The organism is [Clostridium] aerotolerans DSM 5434 (genome assembly GCF_000687555.1).
Taxonomy (GTDB): domain Bacteria; phylum Bacillota; class Clostridia; order Lachnospirales; family Lachnospiraceae; genus Lacrimispora; species Lacrimispora aerotolerans.
On record NZ_JHWJ01000015.1, the window covers coordinates 78,325 to 96,172 of the forward strand.

The 17,848-nt window shown below is 45.6% G+C and carries 20 protein-coding genes, 1 riboswitch and 1 other annotated feature; of the genes, 12 read left to right on the forward strand and 8 right to left on the reverse strand.

The window, feature by feature from the left end; all coding sequences use genetic code 11:
• Nucleotides 1–5: 5 nt before the first annotated feature.
• The 6 genes from T546_RS0118175 to proC all read right to left on the reverse strand — a co-directional run bounded on the left by T546_RS0118175 (nt 6) and on the right by proC (nt 5,315).
• Entirely contained in the window at nt 6–1,229 is a 1,224-nt protein-coding gene (locus T546_RS0118175; RefSeq protein ID WP_026892848.1) for an NAD(P)-dependent oxidoreductase, read from the reverse strand.
• Nucleotides 1,230–1,490: 261 nt separating this feature from the next.
• Nucleotides 1,491–2,015, reverse strand: a complete 525-nt coding sequence (locus tag T546_RS0118180; RefSeq protein WP_024837199.1) for an adenine phosphoribosyltransferase — start codon at nt 2,013–2,015, stop codon at nt 1,491–1,493.
• A 169-nt stretch (nt 2,016–2,184) separates the two neighbouring features.
• Entirely contained in the window at nt 2,185–3,072 is an 888-nt protein-coding gene (locus T546_RS0118185; protein ID WP_026892849.1) for a site-specific tyrosine recombinase, read from the reverse strand.
• Nucleotides 3,073–3,292: 220 nt separating this feature from the next.
• Nucleotides 3,293–3,889 carry a stage II sporulation protein M gene (locus T546_RS0118190; RefSeq protein ID WP_026892850.1) on the reverse strand — a complete coding sequence of 199 codons (597 nt, stop codon included), beginning with the start codon at nt 3,887–3,889 and terminating at the stop codon, nt 3,293–3,295.
• A gap of 61 nt (nt 3,890–3,950) precedes the next feature.
• Nucleotides 3,951–4,499, reverse strand: coding sequence for an NUDIX hydrolase (locus T546_RS0118195; protein ID WP_026892851.1), 549 nt, complete (start codon nt 4,497–4,499; stop codon nt 3,951–3,953).
• A 21-nt stretch (nt 4,500–4,520) separates the two neighbouring features.
• Nucleotides 4,521–5,315 carry a pyrroline-5-carboxylate reductase gene (gene proC / locus T546_RS0118200; protein ID WP_026892852.1) on the reverse strand — a complete coding sequence of 265 codons (795 nt, stop codon included), beginning with the start codon at nt 5,313–5,315 and terminating at the stop codon, nt 4,521–4,523.
• A 148-nt stretch (nt 5,316–5,463) separates the two neighbouring features.
• Nucleotides 5,464–5,720, forward strand: a binding site (T-box leader).
• Between the two features lie 83 nt (nt 5,721–5,803).
• Here proC and T546_RS0118205 point away from each other — a divergent pair.
• The 12 genes from T546_RS0118205 (at nt 5,804) to thiD (ending at nt 16,735) form a co-directional block, all read left to right on the forward strand.
• Nucleotides 5,804–7,288, forward strand: coding sequence for an anthranilate synthase component I family protein (locus T546_RS0118205; protein ID WP_026892853.1), 1,485 nt, complete (start codon nt 5,804–5,806; stop codon nt 7,286–7,288).
• Nucleotides 7,285–7,863 (forward strand): anthranilate synthase component II, encoded by a 579-nt coding sequence (locus T546_RS0118210; RefSeq protein ID WP_026892854.1) that lies wholly within the window; start codon nt 7,285–7,287, stop codon nt 7,861–7,863. The genes T546_RS0118205 and T546_RS0118210 overlap by 4 nt, the downstream gene beginning before the upstream one ends.
• Before the next feature lie 15 nt (nt 7,864–7,878).
• Nucleotides 7,879–8,898: an anthranilate phosphoribosyltransferase gene (trpD, locus tag T546_RS0118215; protein WP_026892855.1), complete on the forward strand. Its 1,020-nt coding sequence runs from the start codon at nt 7,879–7,881 to the stop codon at nt 8,896–8,898.
• Nucleotides 8,895–9,695 carry an indole-3-glycerol phosphate synthase TrpC gene (gene trpC, locus T546_RS0118220; RefSeq protein ID WP_026892856.1) on the forward strand — a complete coding sequence of 267 codons (801 nt, stop codon included), beginning with the start codon at nt 8,895–8,897 and terminating at the stop codon, nt 9,693–9,695. The genes trpD and trpC overlap by 4 nt, the downstream gene beginning before the upstream one ends.
• Nucleotides 9,692–10,318: a phosphoribosylanthranilate isomerase gene (locus T546_RS0118225; protein WP_026892857.1), complete on the forward strand. Its 627-nt coding sequence runs from the start codon at nt 9,692–9,694 to the stop codon at nt 10,316–10,318. Before trpC ends, T546_RS0118225 begins: the two co-directional genes overlap by 4 nt.
• Before the next feature lie 2 nt (nt 10,319–10,320).
• A complete protein-coding gene (gene trpB, locus T546_RS0118230) occupies nt 10,321–11,505 on the forward strand; it encodes a tryptophan synthase subunit beta (protein ID WP_026892858.1) in 1,185 nt (394 codons plus the stop codon).
• Complete coding sequence (gene trpA, locus T546_RS0118235; RefSeq protein WP_026892859.1) at nt 11,498–12,268, forward strand: tryptophan synthase subunit alpha; 771 nt, start codon at nt 11,498–11,500, stop codon at nt 12,266–12,268. Before trpB ends, trpA begins: the two co-directional genes overlap by 8 nt.
• Before the next feature lie 44 nt (nt 12,269–12,312).
• A riboswitch (TPP riboswitch) is annotated at nt 12,313–12,421 on the forward strand.
• Between the two features lie 90 nt (nt 12,422–12,511).
• Nucleotides 12,512–13,819: a phosphomethylpyrimidine synthase ThiC gene (gene thiC, locus T546_RS0118240; RefSeq protein ID WP_026892860.1), complete on the forward strand. Its 1,308-nt coding sequence runs from the start codon at nt 12,512–12,514 to the stop codon at nt 13,817–13,819.
• A 58-nt stretch (nt 13,820–13,877) separates the two neighbouring features.
• Nucleotides 13,878–14,411 (forward strand): energy coupling factor transporter S component ThiW, encoded by a 534-nt coding sequence (gene thiW, locus T546_RS0118245; protein ID WP_051629966.1) that lies wholly within the window; start codon nt 13,878–13,880, stop codon nt 14,409–14,411.
• Between the two features lie 20 nt (nt 14,412–14,431).
• Nucleotides 14,432–15,310 carry a hydroxyethylthiazole kinase gene (gene thiM, locus T546_RS0118250; RefSeq protein ID WP_051629958.1) on the forward strand — a complete coding sequence of 293 codons (879 nt, stop codon included), beginning with the start codon at nt 14,432–14,434 and terminating at the stop codon, nt 15,308–15,310.
• Nucleotides 15,297–15,938, forward strand: a complete 642-nt coding sequence (gene thiE / locus T546_RS0118255) for a thiamine phosphate synthase (protein ID WP_026892863.1) — start codon at nt 15,297–15,299, stop codon at nt 15,936–15,938. Before thiM ends, thiE begins: the two co-directional genes overlap by 14 nt.
• On the forward strand, nt 15,935–16,735 hold the full coding sequence (gene thiD, locus T546_RS0118260) for a bifunctional hydroxymethylpyrimidine kinase/phosphomethylpyrimidine kinase (protein ID WP_026892864.1): 801 nt from the start codon (nt 15,935–15,937) through the stop codon (nt 16,733–16,735). Before thiE ends, thiD begins: the two co-directional genes overlap by 4 nt.
• A gap of 242 nt (nt 16,736–16,977) precedes the next feature.
• On the opposite strand, the gene T546_RS0118265 is transcribed toward thiD, so the two are convergent.
• Both T546_RS0118265 and T546_RS0118270 read right to left on the reverse strand, forming a co-directional pair.
• The gene (locus T546_RS0118265; protein WP_026892865.1) at nt 16,978–17,394 is read right to left on the reverse strand and encodes a pyridoxamine 5'-phosphate oxidase family protein; all 417 of its coding nucleotides are present in this window, start codon (nt 17,392–17,394) and stop codon (nt 16,978–16,980) included.
• 97 nt (nt 17,395–17,491) lie between these two features.
• A complete protein-coding gene (locus T546_RS0118270; protein WP_026892866.1) occupies nt 17,492–17,830 on the reverse strand; it encodes a winged helix-turn-helix transcriptional regulator in 339 nt (112 codons plus the stop codon).
• Nucleotides 17,831–17,848: the final 18 nt, after the last annotated feature.

Genomic DNA, 17,848 nt, shown 5'->3' on the forward strand with positions numbered 1-17,848 from the left:
TTCTATCACTCTTCTTTAGATTTCATATATTCGTCCATTGCCTGTGCGACTCTCTTTGAATAAGCCACTGCCTCAACAACGGTTCTGGCGCCCAGAACCACATCACCGGAAGCGAAGACACCTGGAATCGTGGTGCGTCCGTCCTCATCGGTCATAAGAAGACCGTTCTGACTGGCTTTTAAGCCCTCTGTGGTACTCACCAGCTTGCTTTTTGGACCCTGGCTGATAGAGATGATGGTGGAATCCACATAAACCTGATCCCGCTCTTCTTCCATACCAATCTGTTTTCCTTCTTCATCATAAATTACCGTCTCAAATACGGGACCGTCATCTGTGATTTCAGCAATCTGCTTACCGAACTGAAAATTAGCTCCGTCAAGCTTTGCATAGGCTGTCTCATGCTCGCTGGCATTGCTGTGGAGACCTCTGGCGTAAAGTGTCACCTTTCTTGCTCCGTGGCGGATCACGGTTCTGGCCACATCCATGGCGGAGTTGCCCACACCAATGATAGCTACCTTATCTCCTAAATCATAAGCATCCGGATTTGCCAGATAATCAATAGCATAGTGAACATTACCAAGAGATTCTCCCTTAACACCCAGAGTCTTTGGTCTCCATACTCCGGTTCCGATAAAGATACTCTGGTACCCATCCCGAACCAGGTCCTTGATTTCTAAGGCGGTTCCGATGGCTGTGTTAGGGCGTATCTTCACTCCGATATCTACCAGTTTCTTTTTATAACGTTCCAGGATCGTCTTTGGAAGTCTGAAATCCGGGATTCCATACTGGAGAACGCCTCCGACCTTATCCTTTGCATCAAATATGGTTACGCTGTAGCCTTCCTTGGTCAAGTAAATGGCAATGGTGATTCCTGCTGGACCTGCACCGATGACTGCTACTTTCTTCCCGTTCTTTGGCTTGCATTCGATCTTGATTTTATCAAAAATAGTATCCGATATATAATTTTCAATGCTGCTGATATGAACCGACTGTCCTTTTTTTCCAAGAATGCAGTGGCCCTCGCACTGTTTTTCATGATTGCACACCAGAGAACATACGAGAGACAGAGGATTGTTGCTAAATAACATCTCTCCTGCATCATTAAGATCTCCGTTCTTAAAAGCCTGAATCATCTGAGGAATTGGAGTATTAATAGGGCAGCCCTGACGGCACAAAGGTTTCTTACAATTTAAACATCTATTTGCTTCATCAATTACATGTACGGCCATTGAAGTTTTCCTTTCTCTAACTGTATTTATGAAATTGCTGCAATATGGTCAGCATGTGTTTTAATTCATACTATAGCATAGTAAAAATCATAAAATCAATAGCCACGCAAAATGTATCGAAAAAAATAAATTTTGATAAAAATATATCGATATGGCCCTGAATTGTGTGATAAATTTGTCATTCTTTTCGTAAACAGGGAATACCAAAAGCAGGTGTAGATACACTCAGCCTTTAGCATTCCCTGTTTACCTTCTATCTATTTACTTTCCTTCGTAGACAATCAGTGATTCCACATCATAGTCCTTAAGTTTTTCTCTTCCTTCTAATCCAGCAAGCTCCATGATAAAGCAGATTTTAACAATCTCTCCGCCCAGTTCTTCCACCAGCTTGATGATCGCTTCAATGGTACCGCCTGTGGCGATCAGGTCATCGATGATAACGATCTTCTGGCCCGGCTTAATGGAATCTTTGTGAATCTCAATGGTTGCAGTGCCGTACTCCAGTGCATAATCCATGGAAAGAACTTCTCTTGGAAGCTTTCCTTTTTTACGTACGGGAATAAAGCCCTTATGCTCTGCATATGCCACTGGAACGCCAAATATAAAGCCTCTGGATTCTGGTCCAATGACAGAATCATACTCTACTCCTTCAAGCATCTTGCGAACGCCGTCTACTGCCAGGGAGAGTCCGTCAGGATCTTCCAGTATAGTAGTCACGTCACGGAATATGATTCCTTCTTCCGGAAAATCCGGAATACTTGCGACATAATCTTCTAATTTTTTCATTTCTTATACCTCATGTTTTTTAGTTTTCATCAGTGTTAAAGCACAACCTTACCTATTATAGCGCAAACCTTGTTTTCAGGCAAATATTGTTTTTTCCCAATTTCATATTTTTACAAAAGGAATGCCTTCCGCATTATATGGCGGAAGGCATAGGAATGTTCCAAAAAACCTAGCCTCTGGGATGGACTCCCGTATAGGCCCGGCGAACTGCTTCTTTTTGAGCGTAATTCATATACATCTGGGTGGTAGCCATATCCGAATGTCCAAGCATGGCCTGTACCACATGGATGTCTGCTCCGTTTCGTAAAAGATGGGCAGCAAAGGAATGTCGTAAGGAGTGAGGCGTAATATCCGCCTTAATCCCAGCCTTATCTCCGTAGAATTTGACAATCTTCCAAAATCCCTGTCGGCTCATGGCCTTTCCGTTACAATTGGTAAACAGCCATTCGCAGTCCTGTTCTTTTAAAAGATACTCTCTTCCCCGTTCCATGTAGGCAGAGAGTGCCAGCTTCGCTACCTTGCCAAAGGGAATCATGCGCTCCTTATGCTCGTCCCGGCAGGTGATATAGCCTACCGTAAGGTTCACATCGGTCTTTCTCAAATTAATGAGTTCAGATACCCGGATTCCTGTGGCATAGAGAAGCTCCAGCATGGCCCTGTCCCTAAGCTCTTTCGGTGATTCCCCGTCCGGCTGGCTTAAAAGGCAGTTGACTTCATCAACTGATAATATAGTAGGTTCCTTCTTTTCCACCTTGGGAGCCTTAATAAGCTCTGCCGGGTCTTTGCCGATGTTGCCCTGTGAGCATTCATAATGAAAGAATGCCTTCATGGATGCCAGTGTTCTTGAAATGGTAGTAGTTGCCCTTCCTTCTTTTTCCAGGTATAGGATATAGGAGTTTAAGCTGGTCTTTGTTACCTTCCCAACCTCCATAATTCCCTGCTGTCCTAAAAAGGATGCCATCTGCAACAAATCCCGCTGATAAGAAACCTCAGTGTTCTTTGAAGTTTTTTTTATCTCTCTTAAATAAATAATAAAGTGATTGATCTCAACTACCATTTCTATACTCCCTAACCGTTCGGTTTAAAAAATGCCTTAAAATAAGGCTTCTTCCTACCATTATATAGACTATTTTCGATAAAATCAAACACATTTTTCCCACTTTACCAGTGTTCTTCCTTCAATTTACATAACACATACAAGATATTGGTCACCTCATGGGGCTATTCGCAAGATATGGTAATTCTGTTGATGTTATTTTCCCATTAATTTTTCCAGTCTACAGGACAAATTTTAAGAAAAACGGGTTAATCCATGCTTCAAACGCGCTCCCGGCCGCTGTCAGGAGCAGGAGGAGAATCAATGCGGGAATCCGAAAACGCCTCTCCTTTTGGATTCCCCAAAACAGTAAAATCCCAAAAACAGGAAGGTAACACAGGCTTTGTGGCATGATTGTCATAAAGAAAATGGGGAGTCCCATAAGCCCTTTTTGAACGGTTATCACAGAAAGGACAAATCCCATGGAAAATCCTGCCAGGCCCATGAAGGTACAAAATAATGGAAGTGCATATGCCGTCATGCCTATAAGCCAGATAATCCATACCTCCATCACTCTTTGGCTTACGACCTGTCCGAAAAGCTGCATGCGTTCGTCTTTTCCCAGGTTTACATTCCGGTTAAGCAGCCCTAAATAATATCCAGCCTCATCTGCAAAGGAAGAATACCACAAATTTGCCATGACCGTTCCTGCGGTGAGACCGATAAAAAAGCAGATCAGGTATATATCCCACGTCCTGGTGCTCCGGTAAACCTTCATGTAATTGTTGTCCGTTCTTCTGCCAAAACGAAGTCTTATATTTTGTAATAAACTGGCCATAAAAAATCCCCCTACAGGTCTTGTCACAATTTATGCCTTTGGGGGGATATTTATTCAATTCTTATTTCACATCATATTTACGGGCATAGGCTAAAATAGCGGCAATGGTCTTTCCGTCTGTAATCTCACCCTGAAAGATCTTCTCCTCTAATTCCTTTACCGTCCACTCCTCCACCTCGATGCATTCTTCTTCATCAAGATTCTGCTTTGAGGGCACTAAATTTCTTGCCACAAAGATATCAATGGCTTCATCACAGAATGCCACCGTGGTGTTGACTCTGACCAGGAATTCAAGATTTTCTATCTCTGTCTTAAATCCAGTCTCCTCTTCCAGTTCCCTGTGGGCACAGGCAATCTTTGGCTCATCCGCGGTATCCAGTGCTCCGGCTGGGACCTCCAGAGTATAACGATCCAGGGCGTTTCGGTATTGGCGTACCATTAAGATTTTACCTTCCTTTGTCACAGGAACTACTGCTGCGGCACCAATGTGGTGGATAAAATCCCAATGGGCGATATGACCGTTTGCAAGGATGGTATCCTCATAAAACTTTAAGATGCTCCCCTGGTATTTGAATGTTCTGTCCAATCGAACGACTGGCGGCTGTTTCATGGTAATACCTCCGGTTTCTACTTAAATTTCCGTGCACTTTTTGTAACAGGCATCGGCAGCTTTTATGACTGCACTGCGAAAGCCTGACTCTTCCAGAGCGGATACCGCTGCAATGGTAGTTCCTCCCGGCGAACAGACCTTATCCTTTAATGCTCCGGGATGCTCCTCTGTTTCCAGAACCATTTTCGCGCTTCCTAAAACAGCCTGAGCAGCCATCTCATAAGCCGCATCTCTTGGCAGTCCGTATTTGACAGCACTGTCTGCAAGAGCCTCAATAAACATATATACATAGGCCGGTGAGCTGCCGCTGACACATACCACCGCATTCATAAGCCGTTCTTCCACAATCCTCATTCTGCCAAGAGAGCTGAAAATATCCTTGATGGAATCCTTCTCTTCCTGAGTAAATGCCTTTTCCTCATAGCAAACGCCGGTCATTCCTTCTCCTAAGAGAGCCGGAGTATTTGGCATGGCGCGGACCACTCTTTTTTCATCTCCCAGTTTTTCCTTAAGCTGAGTGGTGGTAATTCCAGGTGCAATGGAAATAATTACATTTTTCTCCGTAACACTGTGACGGATATCTGCAAGGACCGGATTAAAATACTGGGGCTTTACAGCCAGGACAATATATTTTGCTAATCCAGCCAGCTGCCCGTTATTATCCGTATGAGCCACTCCCAGCTCCTTTGTAATCTGCTCGCACCGGTCAAGGTTCACGTCTGTAAATATAATATCTTCCTTACCGTATACACCCAGTAAGCCTTTTAATATGGCATAGCCCATATTTCCAATTCCAATGATCCCTATTTTTGCCATCGGATATTCCTCCTCATCATCTATAAAATACTGCAATCAATTAGCACCATTCTAACCATCCTTTTTTAAAATGTCAATGTTCCGAAAAATTTTAAAAATATGTATTGACATTTCACTTTCCATCTCATATACTGTAGCAAAACAAAGTGATAAACTGATGAGCAGGAGTAAGTAAGATCTCTATATCATGCACAGAGAGCTTCCGGTTGGTGAGAGGAAGCGTTGATGTCTGATCTGAATGGACCTGCGAGGGCGGCTTGAAACCAGATTCTGGGAGTAGATGACGACGGGTTTCCTATCCGTTACCAAGGGGAGGCACATGTTAGTGTGTTATAAGTGGGAAAAGTCTAACTTTTCCAATCAGGGTGGTACCACGGAACCGTAATTATAGCTTCCGTCCCTCTTTTCCATATTCGTATGGAAGGAGGGACGGGAGCTTTTTTTATTTGATAGGAAAATACGTCCTATCACAGAAAGGAGTCTATACCATGAATCTTACACCGGACTGCCGGGAAATCGGGGCACTGGCTGCCTCTTATCCCGTAATCCCGGTCTGCAGGGAAATATTTGCAGACATTGTAACCCCCATTACCCTGCTGCGTAAAATCGCAGCCTTAAGCAGCCGATACTATCTGTTAGAAAGCATTGAGGGCGGTGAGACCTGGGGCCGCTACTCCTTTCTGGGATATGACCCGGTCATGAGCGTCTCCTGTAATGACGGGAAGGTTTCTATCCATCCTTACAGAATGGAAGAAGGGGGGCCCCAGGACAAAACCATAGTAACAGATCAGCCTTATGAGGTATTAAGAGATATACTTAAGGACTACCGCTCTCCTAAGATTCCCGGCCTTCCGCCATTTACCGGAGGCTTTGTGGGATACTTTGCTTACAGCATGATCGGATATGCAGAGCCGGTACTTTCCATCCAAAAGGGCGACTGCAATGATTTTGACCTGATGCTGTTTGACACGGTCATTGCCTATGATCATCTGACCCAGAAGATCAGCATTGTGGTCAACATGAAAACGGATCAGGTCATGGAGAATTACGGAAAGGCCTGTACGAAGCTTGAAAGCATCGCCCGAATGATCGGGGATATGGCTCCTCTAAAAAAATCTGCGGTTTTAAATACGCCCTCCTTTCACTGTAATGTGACAAAAGAGGATTACTGCCAGATGGTTGAAAAGGCAAAGGAATACATCGTAAACGGTGATATCTTCCAGGCGGTCCTTTCCAGGAAATTTGAAAGCCCTTATCCAGACAGTCTTTTAAATGCCTATCGGGTCTTAAGAACCACCAATCCATCTCCTTACATGGTATATCTAAGCACCGGGGATATGGAAATCATGAGCACCTCACCGGAAACCCTGGTGCGGTTAAAGGATCACAGGCTCACCACCTTCCCGGTAGCAGGCTCCAGGCCAAGAGGAAAAGACGAGGCAGAGGATATCAGACTGGAAAAGGAGCTTCTGGCCGATGAGAAAGAGCTGGCGGAGCACAACATGCTGGTGGATCTAGGAAGAAATGACCTTGGAAAAATCTCAGAGTTTTCCTCCGTTGAAGTAACCGGATACCAGATGATCCACCGCTATTCCCGCATCATGCACATCTGCTCCCAGGTGGAATCGGATATTCGAAAGGATTGCGACGCATTTTCCGCCATCGAATCTGTTCTGCCTGCCGGAACCCTTTCCGGTGCCCCGAAGATCCGGGCCTGCCAGATCATTGACGAACTGGAAAATGAACCAAGAGGCATTTACGGCGGAGCCTTGGGGTATGTTGACTTTACCGGAAATATGGATACCTGCATCGCCATCCGAATGGCGGTGAGAAAAAACGGGATTGTTTCCGTCCAGGCAGGAGGCGGTATTGTTGCCGACAGCATACCGGAACGGGAATACGAGGAATCAGAAAACAAGGCAAAGGCAGTGATTACTGCTCTTTTAAGAGCCGGGGAGGTGAATGACCTATGATTCTCTTTATTGATAATTATGACAGCTTTACCTACAACCTGGTTCAGATGATAGGGGGATTAAATCCCGATATCAAGGTAATTCGAAACGACGAGCTGACCGTAGCCGAGATCGAAGCATTATCTCCTAGTCACATCGTTCTCTCTCCCGGTCCTGGCTATCCAAAGGATGCCGGTGTTTGTGAGGACGTGGTAAGGACCTTAAAAGGAAAAATGCCTATTCTTGGAGTGTGTCTCGGCCATCAGGGAATCTGCGAGGTATTTGGCGCACAAATCACCCATGCCAGAAAGCTGATGCACGGAAAGCAAAGCATCATCACCATTGACGCATCGGATCCCTTGTTTCTGGGCTTAGAAAAAAAGATTCCTGCTGCCAGATACCACTCACTCATTGCAAAAAAGGAAACTCTTCCTGCCTGCCTTACTCCCATCGGTACCGACGATATGGGAGAAATTATGGCTGTGAAACATAAGGAGCATGCAGTTTATGGGCTGCAGTTTCACCCGGAATCCATACTTACCCCTGACGGAGAAACCATACTGAAAAATTTCTTATCCATATCCATTGGCCAATAAAAGGAGGTAATCAAAATGATCCAGCAAGCAATCCATGAAGTAATTGAAGGACAGAACTTAAGCTTTGAAGCTGCAAGGGAAGTCATGAATGAAATTATGAGCGGTGAAACCACTCCGGCACAAATGGCGGCATTTTTAACAGGACTCCGGATGAAAGGGGAAACCATTGATGAGATCACAGCCTGCGCCACGGTTATGAGAGAAAAAGCCCTGCGGCTGGAGCCTGATTTTCCAGTGATTGATATTGTGGGCACAGGAGGCGACGAAGTGGGAACCTTTAATATTTCCACCACCAGTGCCTTTGTGGTGGCCGCTGGTGGCGTTCCGGTTGCAAAGCATGGAAACCGCAGTGTGTCCAGTAAAAGCGGTGCTGCAGACGTTTTAGAGTCTCTAGGCGTTAATTTAAACCTTACAGCGGAGCAGTCGGGCGAGATTCTTAAAAGCACCGGCATGTGCTTTCTCTTTGCTCAGGCTTATCACTCTTCCATGAAATATGCCGGCCCGGTACGAAAAGAGCTTGGTGTCCGTACCATCTTTAATATTCTCGGCCCTCTCTCAAACCCGGCCGGGGCCACCATGCAGCTGTTAGGGGTCTATGACAGGAAGCTGGTGGAACCACTGGCACAGGTCTTAAGTAACCTTGGAGTCAAGCGTGGACTTGTGGTATGCGGCGATGACGGCCTTGATGAAGCTACGGTCACGGGGATTACCCATGTCTGTGAAATCCGGTTTGGGGAGCTGATTCCTTACGATATCACTCCAGAGGAGTTCGGCTTAAGCCGTTCCTCACTGTCTGACCTTCTGGGAGGAACTCCTGTAGAAAATGCCCAGATCACAAGGGATATATTAAGCGGAGCCATAAAAGGTCCAAAGCGTGATATCGTCGTCTTAAATTCAGCTTTAAGCCTTTATCTTGGCATTGATGACTGTACCATTTCCCAGTGCATCAAAAAGGCTGAGGACCTGATTGATTCTGGAAAGGCATTGGAGAAGCTAAATCAGTTTGTAAATGCCACCACGGAGGTTACGTTATGATATTAGATACATTGGCTGCTGCCTCTAAAAAAAGAGCAGAGGCAGCGAAAGAAATCATTTCCCTTGAGGTAATGAAAAGACAGGCGGAGGCAGCGTGTTTGGCCTCTCAGGAGGAAACCAAAGTTTTCCCGCTGGAAAGAAAGCTGAAAGCTCCCGGTATCTCCTTTATCTGCGAGGTGAAACGTGCTTCCCCCTCTAAGGGTCTGATTGCACCTAATTTTCCTTACCTTGAGATTGCCAGGGAGTATGAAATGGCAGGGGCTGATGCCATCTCAGTTCTTACGGAACCGGAATATTTTATGGGGAGCAATGCGTACTTAACCGACATACAAAAGACCGTATCCCTTCCCCTTTTAAGAAAAGATTTTACCGTTGACCCTTACCAGATCTATGAAGCAAAGGTGATTGGTGCCTCAGCCATTCTTCTCATCTGCTCTCTCCTCTCCACGGATGAGCTAAAGGAATATATAAAAATCTGTGACAGCCTTGGCTTAAGTTCCCTGGTGGAGGCCCATAATGAAGAAGAAGTCCATTCCGCATTATCAGCCGGTGCCAGAATCATTGGTGTGAACAACCGGAATCTAAAGACATTTCAGGTGGACTTTGAAACTTCTTTAAGACTGAGGGCCATGGTGCCTGAGGAAGTACTTTTTGTGGCAGAAAGCGGAATCAGTACCCAAGAACAGATTCGAACTCTGGCGGAGGCAGGTGTCCACGGAGTGCTTTTAGGGGAAAGCCTGATGCGGGCGTTCAATAAGCAGGCCCTGCTCCATCATTTTAAGGAGGCTTGCAGGTGAATGACAGGAAGAAACGGATTAAGATATGCGGTCTTACAAGAGCCGAGGATATAGAAGCGGTCAATCTCTGGAAACCTGATTATGCAGGCTTTGTATTTGCCCCTGGAAAAAGGCAGCTCACCCAGGAGAAAGCAAGGCAGCTAAGAGAAGCTTTACTGCCGGAAATCCCATCTGTTGGTGTTTTTGTAAATAGTCCCATAGAGGATATCTTAGCTCTCATAAAGGACGGGACCATTGGAATGGTGCAGCTTCATGGAGATGAAGATTCGGACTACGCCACTTCTTTGAAAGAACAGATGGAGATTCCGGCGCCCATTATAAAAGCCATCAGAGTCCGGTCTGTTGATGATATGGCAAAAGCAGAAAGCTTTCCTTCGGATTATCTGCTCTTTGATACCTATTTAAAAGATGTATACGGAGGAAGCGGAAAAAGCTTTGACTGGTCTTCCATTCCCGTCATAAAAAAGCCATGGTTCCTGGCGGGTGGAATTGGAGCGGAGAACATTTTAAAAGCAGCAGCTACGGATGCTTTTTGTCTTGATTTAAGCAGCAGTCTTGAGACAGAGGGCAGAAAAGACCCGGAGAAAATAAAAGAAATCATACAAATATTAAGGAGTGAATGAAAATGTCAAAAGGAAGATTTGGACAGCACGGCGGACAATTTGTGCCGGAAACGCTGATGAACGCAGTGGAAGAACTTTTAGCAGCTTATGAAAAATACAGTCATGACGAAGAATTTCAAAAAGAGCTGCAGACCCTTCACGAAACCTATACCGGTCGTCCCTCTCTGCTCTATTACGCCGAGAAGATGACAAAGGACTTAGGTGGAGCAAAAATCTATTTAAAACGGGAAGACCTAAATCATACTGGTTCCCACAAAATCAACAATGCCTTAGGGCAGGTTCTTCTTGCTAAAAAAATGGGCAAGACCCGTGTCATTGCAGAAACCGGCGCCGGACAGCACGGAGTGGCGACTGCTACCGCTGCGGCCCTCATGGGAATGGAATGTGAGATATATATGGGAGAAGAGGACACAGAACGCCAGGCTTTGAATGTATTTCGAATGGAGCTTTTAGGGGCTAAAGTCCACCCCGTAACCAGCGGAACGAGGACCTTAAAAGATGCGGTCAACGAAACTATGAGGGAATGGACCAACCGGGTGGAGGATACTCACTATGTCCTAGGTTCTGTTATGGGCCCTCACCCTTTCCCTACCATTGTCAGGGACTTTCAAAGCATTATTGGCAAGGAAGTTCGCTCTCAGATCTTAAAAGCAGAAGGCAAGCTGCCAGATCTTTTAATCGCCTGTGTGGGCGGCGGCAGCAATGCCATGGGACTTTTTTATGAATTCCTGGAAGAACCTTCTGTAAAGATGATTGGCTGTGAAGCCGCTGGACACGGCATTGATACCGATCAACATGCGGCTACCATTTCAAAAGGGACTCTTGGTATCTTTCACGGCATGAAATCCTACTTCTGCCAGGATGAATACGGACAGATTGCCCCTGTTTACTCCATTTCCGCAGGTCTTGATTATCCTGGAATCGGGCCGGAGCACGCAAATCTCCATGATTCCGGACGTGCACAATATGTTCCAGTTACCGACAATGAGGCGGTAGAGGCATTTGAATATTTATCCCGGATGGAAGGAATTATTCCTGCCATCGAAAGCTCCCATGCCATTGCTCATGCCAGAAAAATTGCGCCTGCCATGGGAAAAGACCAGATCATTGTCATTAATCTATCCGGGCGTGGTGATAAGGATGTCGCTGCCATAGCCCGTTATAAGGGGGTACAAATTTATGAGTAGAGTTGCAGACGTTTTTTCAAAAGGAAAAGCATTTATCCCATTTATTACAGCAGGTGATCCCCATCTCTCTGTCACAGAAGAGCTGATTCCTGCCATGGCAGAGGCTGGTGCTGATTTAATTGAGATCGGGATACCATTTTCCGATCCGGTGGCGGAAGGCATCGTGATTCAGGAAGCGGATGCCCGCGCTCTTTTGGCCGGCACCACGACGGATAAGATTTTTGAGTCCGTGAAAAGAATTCGCATGAAGACCAGCGTTCCACTGGCTTTCATGACTTACTTAAACCCCATCTTCGTTTACGGCAGTGAACGGTTCATAAAAAATGCGGCAGAATGCGGCATTGATGCCCTTATTGTTCCTGATATGCCATTTGAGGAAAAGGAGGAATTAAAGCCTTACTGCAATCAGTACGGCATTGATCTCATTTCCCTGATTGCCCCTACCTCCAACGAGAGAATAAGGACTATCGCGGCTGAGGCAGAAGGCTTTGTTTACTGCGTTTCTTCTATGGGCGTGACCGGAGTAAGAAAGGAAATTACCACGAACCTGGGAGATATGATTTCTCTGGTAAAGGAGACAAAGAACATTCCCTGCGCCATTGGATTTGGGATATCCACCCCGGAGCAGGCAGCGGAAATGAGCCAGTATGCAGATGGTGTGATCGTCGGCAGTGCCATTGTTAAACTGGCTGCCAGATACGGTGCTGACTGCATCGAGCCAATCTGCTCCTATGTGAGAGAAATGAAAGCTGCCATATCATAATCCCCCTTTTTCATCTTGACAATGATTTGACCCGGTGTTACACTAATGCCACAAGAGGGAGCTCGTAAGCGGGCTGAGAGGAAGTAATCAAACTTCGACCTTTATAACCTGATTTGGGTAATGCCAACGTAGGGATTTATACGAGACGAATCTATTCTCTGAGCCTGTGCCTGTTGGTATGGGCTCTTTTTATTTGCACAAGTTCTCGTCAGTCCCTCCGGCAAAATAAAAGGAGGATTACAAATGAATTACACCACACAGATGGATGCTGCCAGAAAAGGCATTCGGACAAAGGAATTAATGGCGGTCGCAGAAAAAGAGCAGTGGGACCCAGAAAAGCTTCTTCCCCTGGTGGCAGAAGGCAAGGTAGCCATACCGGCGAATAAGCATCACACCTGCCTAAACCCCAATGGAATTGGGTCCATGTTAAAGACAAAGATCAACGTAAACCTTGGCACTTCCAGGGATTTAAATGATTTGAACCTGGAGCTTAAAAAGGTTCAGGATGCCGTTTCCATGGGAGCAGAATCCATTATGGATTTAAGCTCTTTCGGGGACACCAGAAAATTCCGCAGAAAACTGACCGAGGAATGTCCCGCCATCATCGGTACCGTTCCCATCTATGACGCGGTTGTTTATTACCACAAGGCCCTTGGAGAGATTACTGCCCAGGAGTGGATTGATATTGTAGAAATGCATGCAAAGGACGGAGTGGATTTTATGACCATTCACGTCGGCATCAACAAACAGACCGCCCGCCGGTTTAAAGAAGCCAAGCGGCTGACCAACATCGTTTCCAGAGGCGGCTCCATTATCTTTGCCTGGATGGAAATGACCGGGGAAGAAAATCCATTTTATGAGCATTATGACCGGATTTTAGAAATCTGTCAGGAGCACGATGTCACCTTAAGCCTTGGAGATGCCTGCCGTCCGGGCTGTATTGAAGACGCATCGGATATTTCTCAGATCGAGGAGCTTGTTACCCTGGGAGAGCTGACCCGGAGAGCCTGGGAGAAAAATGTACAGGTCATTATTGAAGGTCCAGGACATATGCCTCTGGATCAGATCGCTGCCAATATGAAGATTCAGGAGACGATCTGTAAGGGAGCCCCCTTCTATGTTCTTGGTCCCCTGGTCACTGATATTGCCCCTGGATATGACCACATTACTTCTGCCATCGGAGGAGCCATAGCCGCTGCTGCCGGGGCTGCCTTTTTATGTTATGTCACCCCAGCGGAGCACTTAAGACTGCCTGACGGGGATGATGTGAAGGAAGGAATTATCTCTGCCCGGATCGCTGCCCATGCGGCTGACATCGCGAAGGGAATAAAGGGAGCAAAGGAATGGGACCATCAGATGAGCGATGCCAGAAAGCGTCTTGACTGGGAAACCATGTTCCAACTGGCCATTGACCCGGAAAAAGCAAGACGCTACCGGGAAACTTCAAAACCCGAAAAAGAGGATACCTGCTCCATGTGCGGAAATTTCTGCGCCATGAAAAACATGAACCGGATTCTGGAAGGCGAGAAAATCACGATCTTTGATGAGTGATGGTTTTTTCTAAACAATCGGAAATGGAGGAATTATCATGAATCAAAATACAGAAGCAATGATACATAAAGGCTCTTACATAAACCAGAGGTCCAGAATAAAAAAACTGGCACTTAGTGGTATGCTGGCTGCTGTTACCGTGGCGCTCTCCGGCTTTTCTATCCCCATCGGCGCCTCCAGATGCTTTCCCATTCAGCATCTTGTCAATGTTATGGCCGGAATATTTCTTGGCCCATTTTATGGAGTTTTGACCGCGTTTTGCACTTCCCTGATTCGCAATTTAATTGGTACTGGAAGCCTGCTTGCATTCCCAGGCAGTATGATAGGTGCTTTTCTTTCCGCTCTCCTATTTCAAAAAACAGGCAAGCTTCTCTTTTCCTGTCTTGGAGAAATCGGAGGAACGGGCATCATTGGCGCACTGGTTTCCTATCCCCTGGCTGTCTTTTTTATGGGTAAGGATTTAGCTGTTTTCTTTTTTGTCGTACCATTTTTATTGAGCACGGTCTGTGGAACACTGATGGCTGCTGCCTTATTTGAAATTTTCCGCCGTCTCGGTTTGGTTTCTTATCTTAACCGGCTGATCAAGGAATAGAAAGGAAGAGGATACTTAAAATGGAAATGAATCTGGAAGACTATACTGCCCTGCCTCAGACGGTCAGGGAAAAACATCCTTTGATCCATTGCATTACCAACTATGTCACAGCCAAGGACGTAGCCAATGTTGTTCTCGCCTGCGGCGGCTCTCCCATTATGGCAGACCACCCGGCAGAGGTTAAGGAAATGACAAGGCTCTCCGATTGCCTTCTTTTAAACATCGGTACCCCAAGAGAATCTACCCTGGACGTCATGATAGCGGCTGGAATGGAAGCAAATCGTTTGGGCATTCCCGTGATTCTTGACCCGGTTGGCATTGGAAGCACTCCCTTTCGAACAGAACTGATTCAGGAGCTGGTAAAGAAGGTGGTACCAACCGTAGTCCGTGGAAATGCCTCTGAAATCAGAACCCTTTTATCAAACGTAACGAGGCAGCTTGTGAACGAATCCGCAAATCATACCTCTCACCTTCCCAGGGGTGTGGATGCCTCAGGGGAAGATCAGATCACAGAGGATAATGTATCTTCCTTTATAGAAGCAGCCAATCTCTTAAGCCATATAACATCAGCAGTGGTCGTCATGACCGGAGCGACGGATATTGTGGCATATCACGATCAGATCCGGCTGGTGAAAAATGGCTGTCCGGAAATGTCCGGAATCACTGGAAGCGGCTGTATGCTGGACGGCTTTCTTGCTGCTTATGCTGCTTCATCGGCTAAACTTTTTGAGGCGATGACTGTCGCCACAGCAATCTATGGGTTATGCGGAGAAAACGCGAATCAAAAAACAAAGGAGTGTGGAGGCGGAAGCGGAAGCTTTCACCGCTATTTTATGGATGAAATCAATCTCTCCTCTCACTCCCTTCAAAAAGGAGGACTTAGAATTGAACTTCCATAAAGATATGCTTCTTTTATATGGCGTTACAGATCAGGCCTATCGGGGGGAGAAAACTTTGTTGGAACAAGTTGAGGAGGCGTTAAATTCCGGTATCACTCTGCTCCAGCTACGGGAAAAGGATATGGACAAAGAAGAGTTTCTAAAGGAAGCAAAAGAAGTTCGAGCCCTGACCAGGCGTTATGGCATTCCCTTGCTTATAAACGATGATGTGGATATTGCCCTTGCATGCGGGGCCGACGGAGTACATGTAGGGCAGGACGATATGTCTGCCAGTGAAGTCCGAAAGCGAATCGGTCCTGATAAAATTCTGGGAGTGACTGCCAAAACACCAGAGCAGGCCAGAAAGGCTTATGAAGACGGAGCGGACTATATCGGGGCAGGAGCTGTATTTCCAAGTCCTACAAAAGCAGATGCCCTTCCTATGACAAGGGAACAGCTATCCGACATCTGCTCAGCCACTCCACTTCCGGTTACTGCCATTGGCGGTATTACCCTTAAAAATGTAACCGAGTTACAGGGAACTGGAATCTCCGGAATCTCTGTGGTCTCTGGCATCTTTGGTCAAACAAATATTCCAGATGCAGTCCGTTCCTTAAAGGAAGAAGCCCGAAAGGTGGTGGCATTATGAGCTTTACCCTTCCCTCAGTCTTAACCATCGCCGGTTCTGATCCCAGCGGAGGGGCTGGAATCCAGGCTGATTTAAAAACCATTGCTGCCCTGGGACTTTACGGTTCCAGTGTTATCACAGCACTGACCGCACAGAATACAACCAGAGTCTATCAGGTGGAAGACGTGAGTATTTCCATGCTCACCGATCAGTTGGAAGCAGTTCTGTCTGACATAACTCCTCAGGCAATCAAAATCGGTATGGCCGGTTCCTCTGCTTCTATTAAAGTGATTGCCGAAAAGCTATCTAAGTTTCCTTTGATTCCAGTTGTCTTAGATCCCGTTATGGTATCTACCAGCGGCGGAACTCTGTTTGAACAGAATGGCTTGAAGGACCTAACGGAGAAGCTCTTTCCCCTTGCCACTTTAGTTACCCCCAATATTCCGGAAGCGCAGGTACTCTTATCCACAAAAAGGCCCCTCATCTCTCAGAACGACATGGAAGAGGCTGCAATGGAGTTATGTGAAAAATATAAAACTGCCTTTCTATTAAAAGGTGGACACAGCTTTATGGAAGCTAATGATGTGCTATGTCAGAATGGAATCATTACCTGGTTTCACGGAAAACGGGTAGAAACTTCAAACACCCATGGAACCGGATGCACCTTATCTTCTGCCATTGCCTGCGGTCTTGCCGTGAAAAAAAGTCTGGAAGAAAGTATATTATCTGCCAAAGAATATTTAACCGGAGCTTTAATGGCCGGGTTGGAGCTTGGTAATGGCAACGGTCCCATATGGCATGGGTTTAAGGAGACTTAAGTAGGTATCCTGTTATTTGTTCGTGACTATTTCTTTCTTGTACACTTCAAACCCTTTAAGCGGAGATACCCATCTTCGTCTATGGAACTAAAAAGATGGTATTTTAAATACCTTTTTACCTTTATCAAGCTGCCTAGTCTGAGACATCGGTAATGGATATTTGCTTCATCATCATATTATAAAATTAAAAACAGCAAGAAATCTGGTTTATTGAGATTCCTTGCTGTTTATATTTACTGTCATTACACTTCAAAAGACTCTGAATGAAAGTTGCTATAATATCTGCCGTCTTTAGCAGTAAATTTTAGCACGCAATAATCCGGGTCTGTTACGCCCTGAGGATAATACATGGTATCCCCTTCTTTCCAGATCATCTTCTTGCTTTCTTCATCCTCTAACACCTCCACTGTGCCTCTTAGCATCACCCCACGATAAAACCTGGTATCGCAGAAGTATATGCAGGCATTAGGGCATTCTCTGTATTGGGAGACCCGCATGGACGAGGTATTGGTGGTGAAATAAAATGTTTTAATCCCTTCCCGCTTTCTGGGTGGAAGCATTGCTTTCGTGTTAGGAAATCCTTGTTCATCTATAGAACTGATAAATGAAACGTTCCGCTTTTCAATTAAATTTCCAATGGTTTTTTCAACATCTCTCATATTCCTGTCCTCCTTCTATCATCAATGATAAAACTGGAATAGAAATTTGTAAATTACCCACTTTTTCGTGGGTATCGAAAGCGCTGTAAACCTCATTCTATGTAATATTGCCCATGCCTTCTTCCGTCAAAAGTTCTGACCCAATCGCCTGCATAATTGTAATCGCCTCAAGCAGCTTCCTTCCCCGGTCAGTGAGAGAATATTGAACTTTTAATGGATAACCTTCAAAAGTCTCTTTTGTAATTAATCCAAAGGGAAGCAGTTCACTGATCTGTTCTAAAAGCATTTTCTGAGTGATTCCATTAATCTCTCGTTGGAGACGTGCTAAGGACTTAGGCTCTTTCCCAATCGTCCATAAAATAATCGGCTTCCATTTTCCCCTTATAATATCATGGGTCAATTCCAATGGACAGGTATATTCATTACGTATTTTCATCGTATCACCTTTTCAGAT

Excerpts from the sequence above, each read along its gene's own strand:
- trpD (WP_026892855.1), top strand. The coding sequence starts at position 7,879 with ATGATCCAGCAAGCAATCCATGAAGTAATTGAAGGACAGAACTTAAGC.
- proC (WP_026892852.1), bottom strand. The coding sequence starts at position 5,315 with ATGGCAAAAATAGGGATCATTGGAATTGGAAATATGGGCTATGCCATA.
- thiC (WP_026892860.1), top strand. The coding sequence starts at position 12,512 with ATGAATTACACCACACAGATGGATGCTGCCAGAAAAGGCATTCGGACA.
- thiW (WP_051629966.1), top strand. The coding sequence starts at position 13,878 with ATGATACATAAAGGCTCTTACATAAACCAGAGGTCCAGAATAAAAAAA.
- T546_RS0118180 (WP_024837199.1), bottom strand. The coding sequence starts at position 2,015 with ATGAAAAAATTAGAAGATTATGTCGCAAGTATTCCGGATTTTCCGGAA.
- T546_RS0118205 (WP_026892853.1), top strand. The coding sequence starts at position 5,804 with ATGAATCTTACACCGGACTGCCGGGAAATCGGGGCACTGGCTGCCTCT.
- thiD (WP_026892864.1), top strand. The coding sequence starts at position 15,935 with ATGAGCTTTACCCTTCCCTCAGTCTTAACCATCGCCGGTTCTGATCCC.
- T546_RS0118270 (WP_026892866.1), bottom strand. The coding sequence starts at position 17,830 with ATGAAAATACGTAATGAATATACCTGTCCATTGGAATTGACCCATGAT.
- trpA (WP_026892859.1), top strand. The coding sequence starts at position 11,498 with ATGAGTAGAGTTGCAGACGTTTTTTCAAAAGGAAAAGCATTTATCCCA.
- T546_RS0118195 (WP_026892851.1), bottom strand. The coding sequence starts at position 4,499 with ATGAAACAGCCGCCAGTCGTTCGATTGGACAGAACATTCAAATACCAG.
- T546_RS0118190 (WP_026892850.1), bottom strand. The coding sequence starts at position 3,889 with ATGGCCAGTTTATTACAAAATATAAGACTTCGTTTTGGCAGAAGAACG.
- T546_RS0118185 (WP_026892849.1), bottom strand. The coding sequence starts at position 3,072 with ATGGTAGTTGAGATCAATCACTTTATTATTTATTTAAGAGAGATAAAA.
- trpB (WP_026892858.1), top strand. The coding sequence starts at position 10,321 with ATGTCAAAAGGAAGATTTGGACAGCACGGCGGACAATTTGTGCCGGAA.
- trpC (WP_026892856.1), top strand. The coding sequence starts at position 8,895 with ATGATATTAGATACATTGGCTGCTGCCTCTAAAAAAAGAGCAGAGGCA.
- T546_RS0118265 (WP_026892865.1), bottom strand. The coding sequence starts at position 17,394 with ATGAGAGATGTTGAAAAAACCATTGGAAATTTAATTGAAAAGCGGAAC.
- T546_RS0118210 (WP_026892854.1), top strand. The coding sequence starts at position 7,285 with ATGATTCTCTTTATTGATAATTATGACAGCTTTACCTACAACCTGGTT.
- thiM (WP_051629958.1), top strand. The coding sequence starts at position 14,432 with ATGGAAATGAATCTGGAAGACTATACTGCCCTGCCTCAGACGGTCAGG.
- T546_RS0118175 (WP_026892848.1), bottom strand. The coding sequence starts at position 1,229 with ATGGCCGTACATGTAATTGATGAAGCAAATAGATGTTTAAATTGTAAG.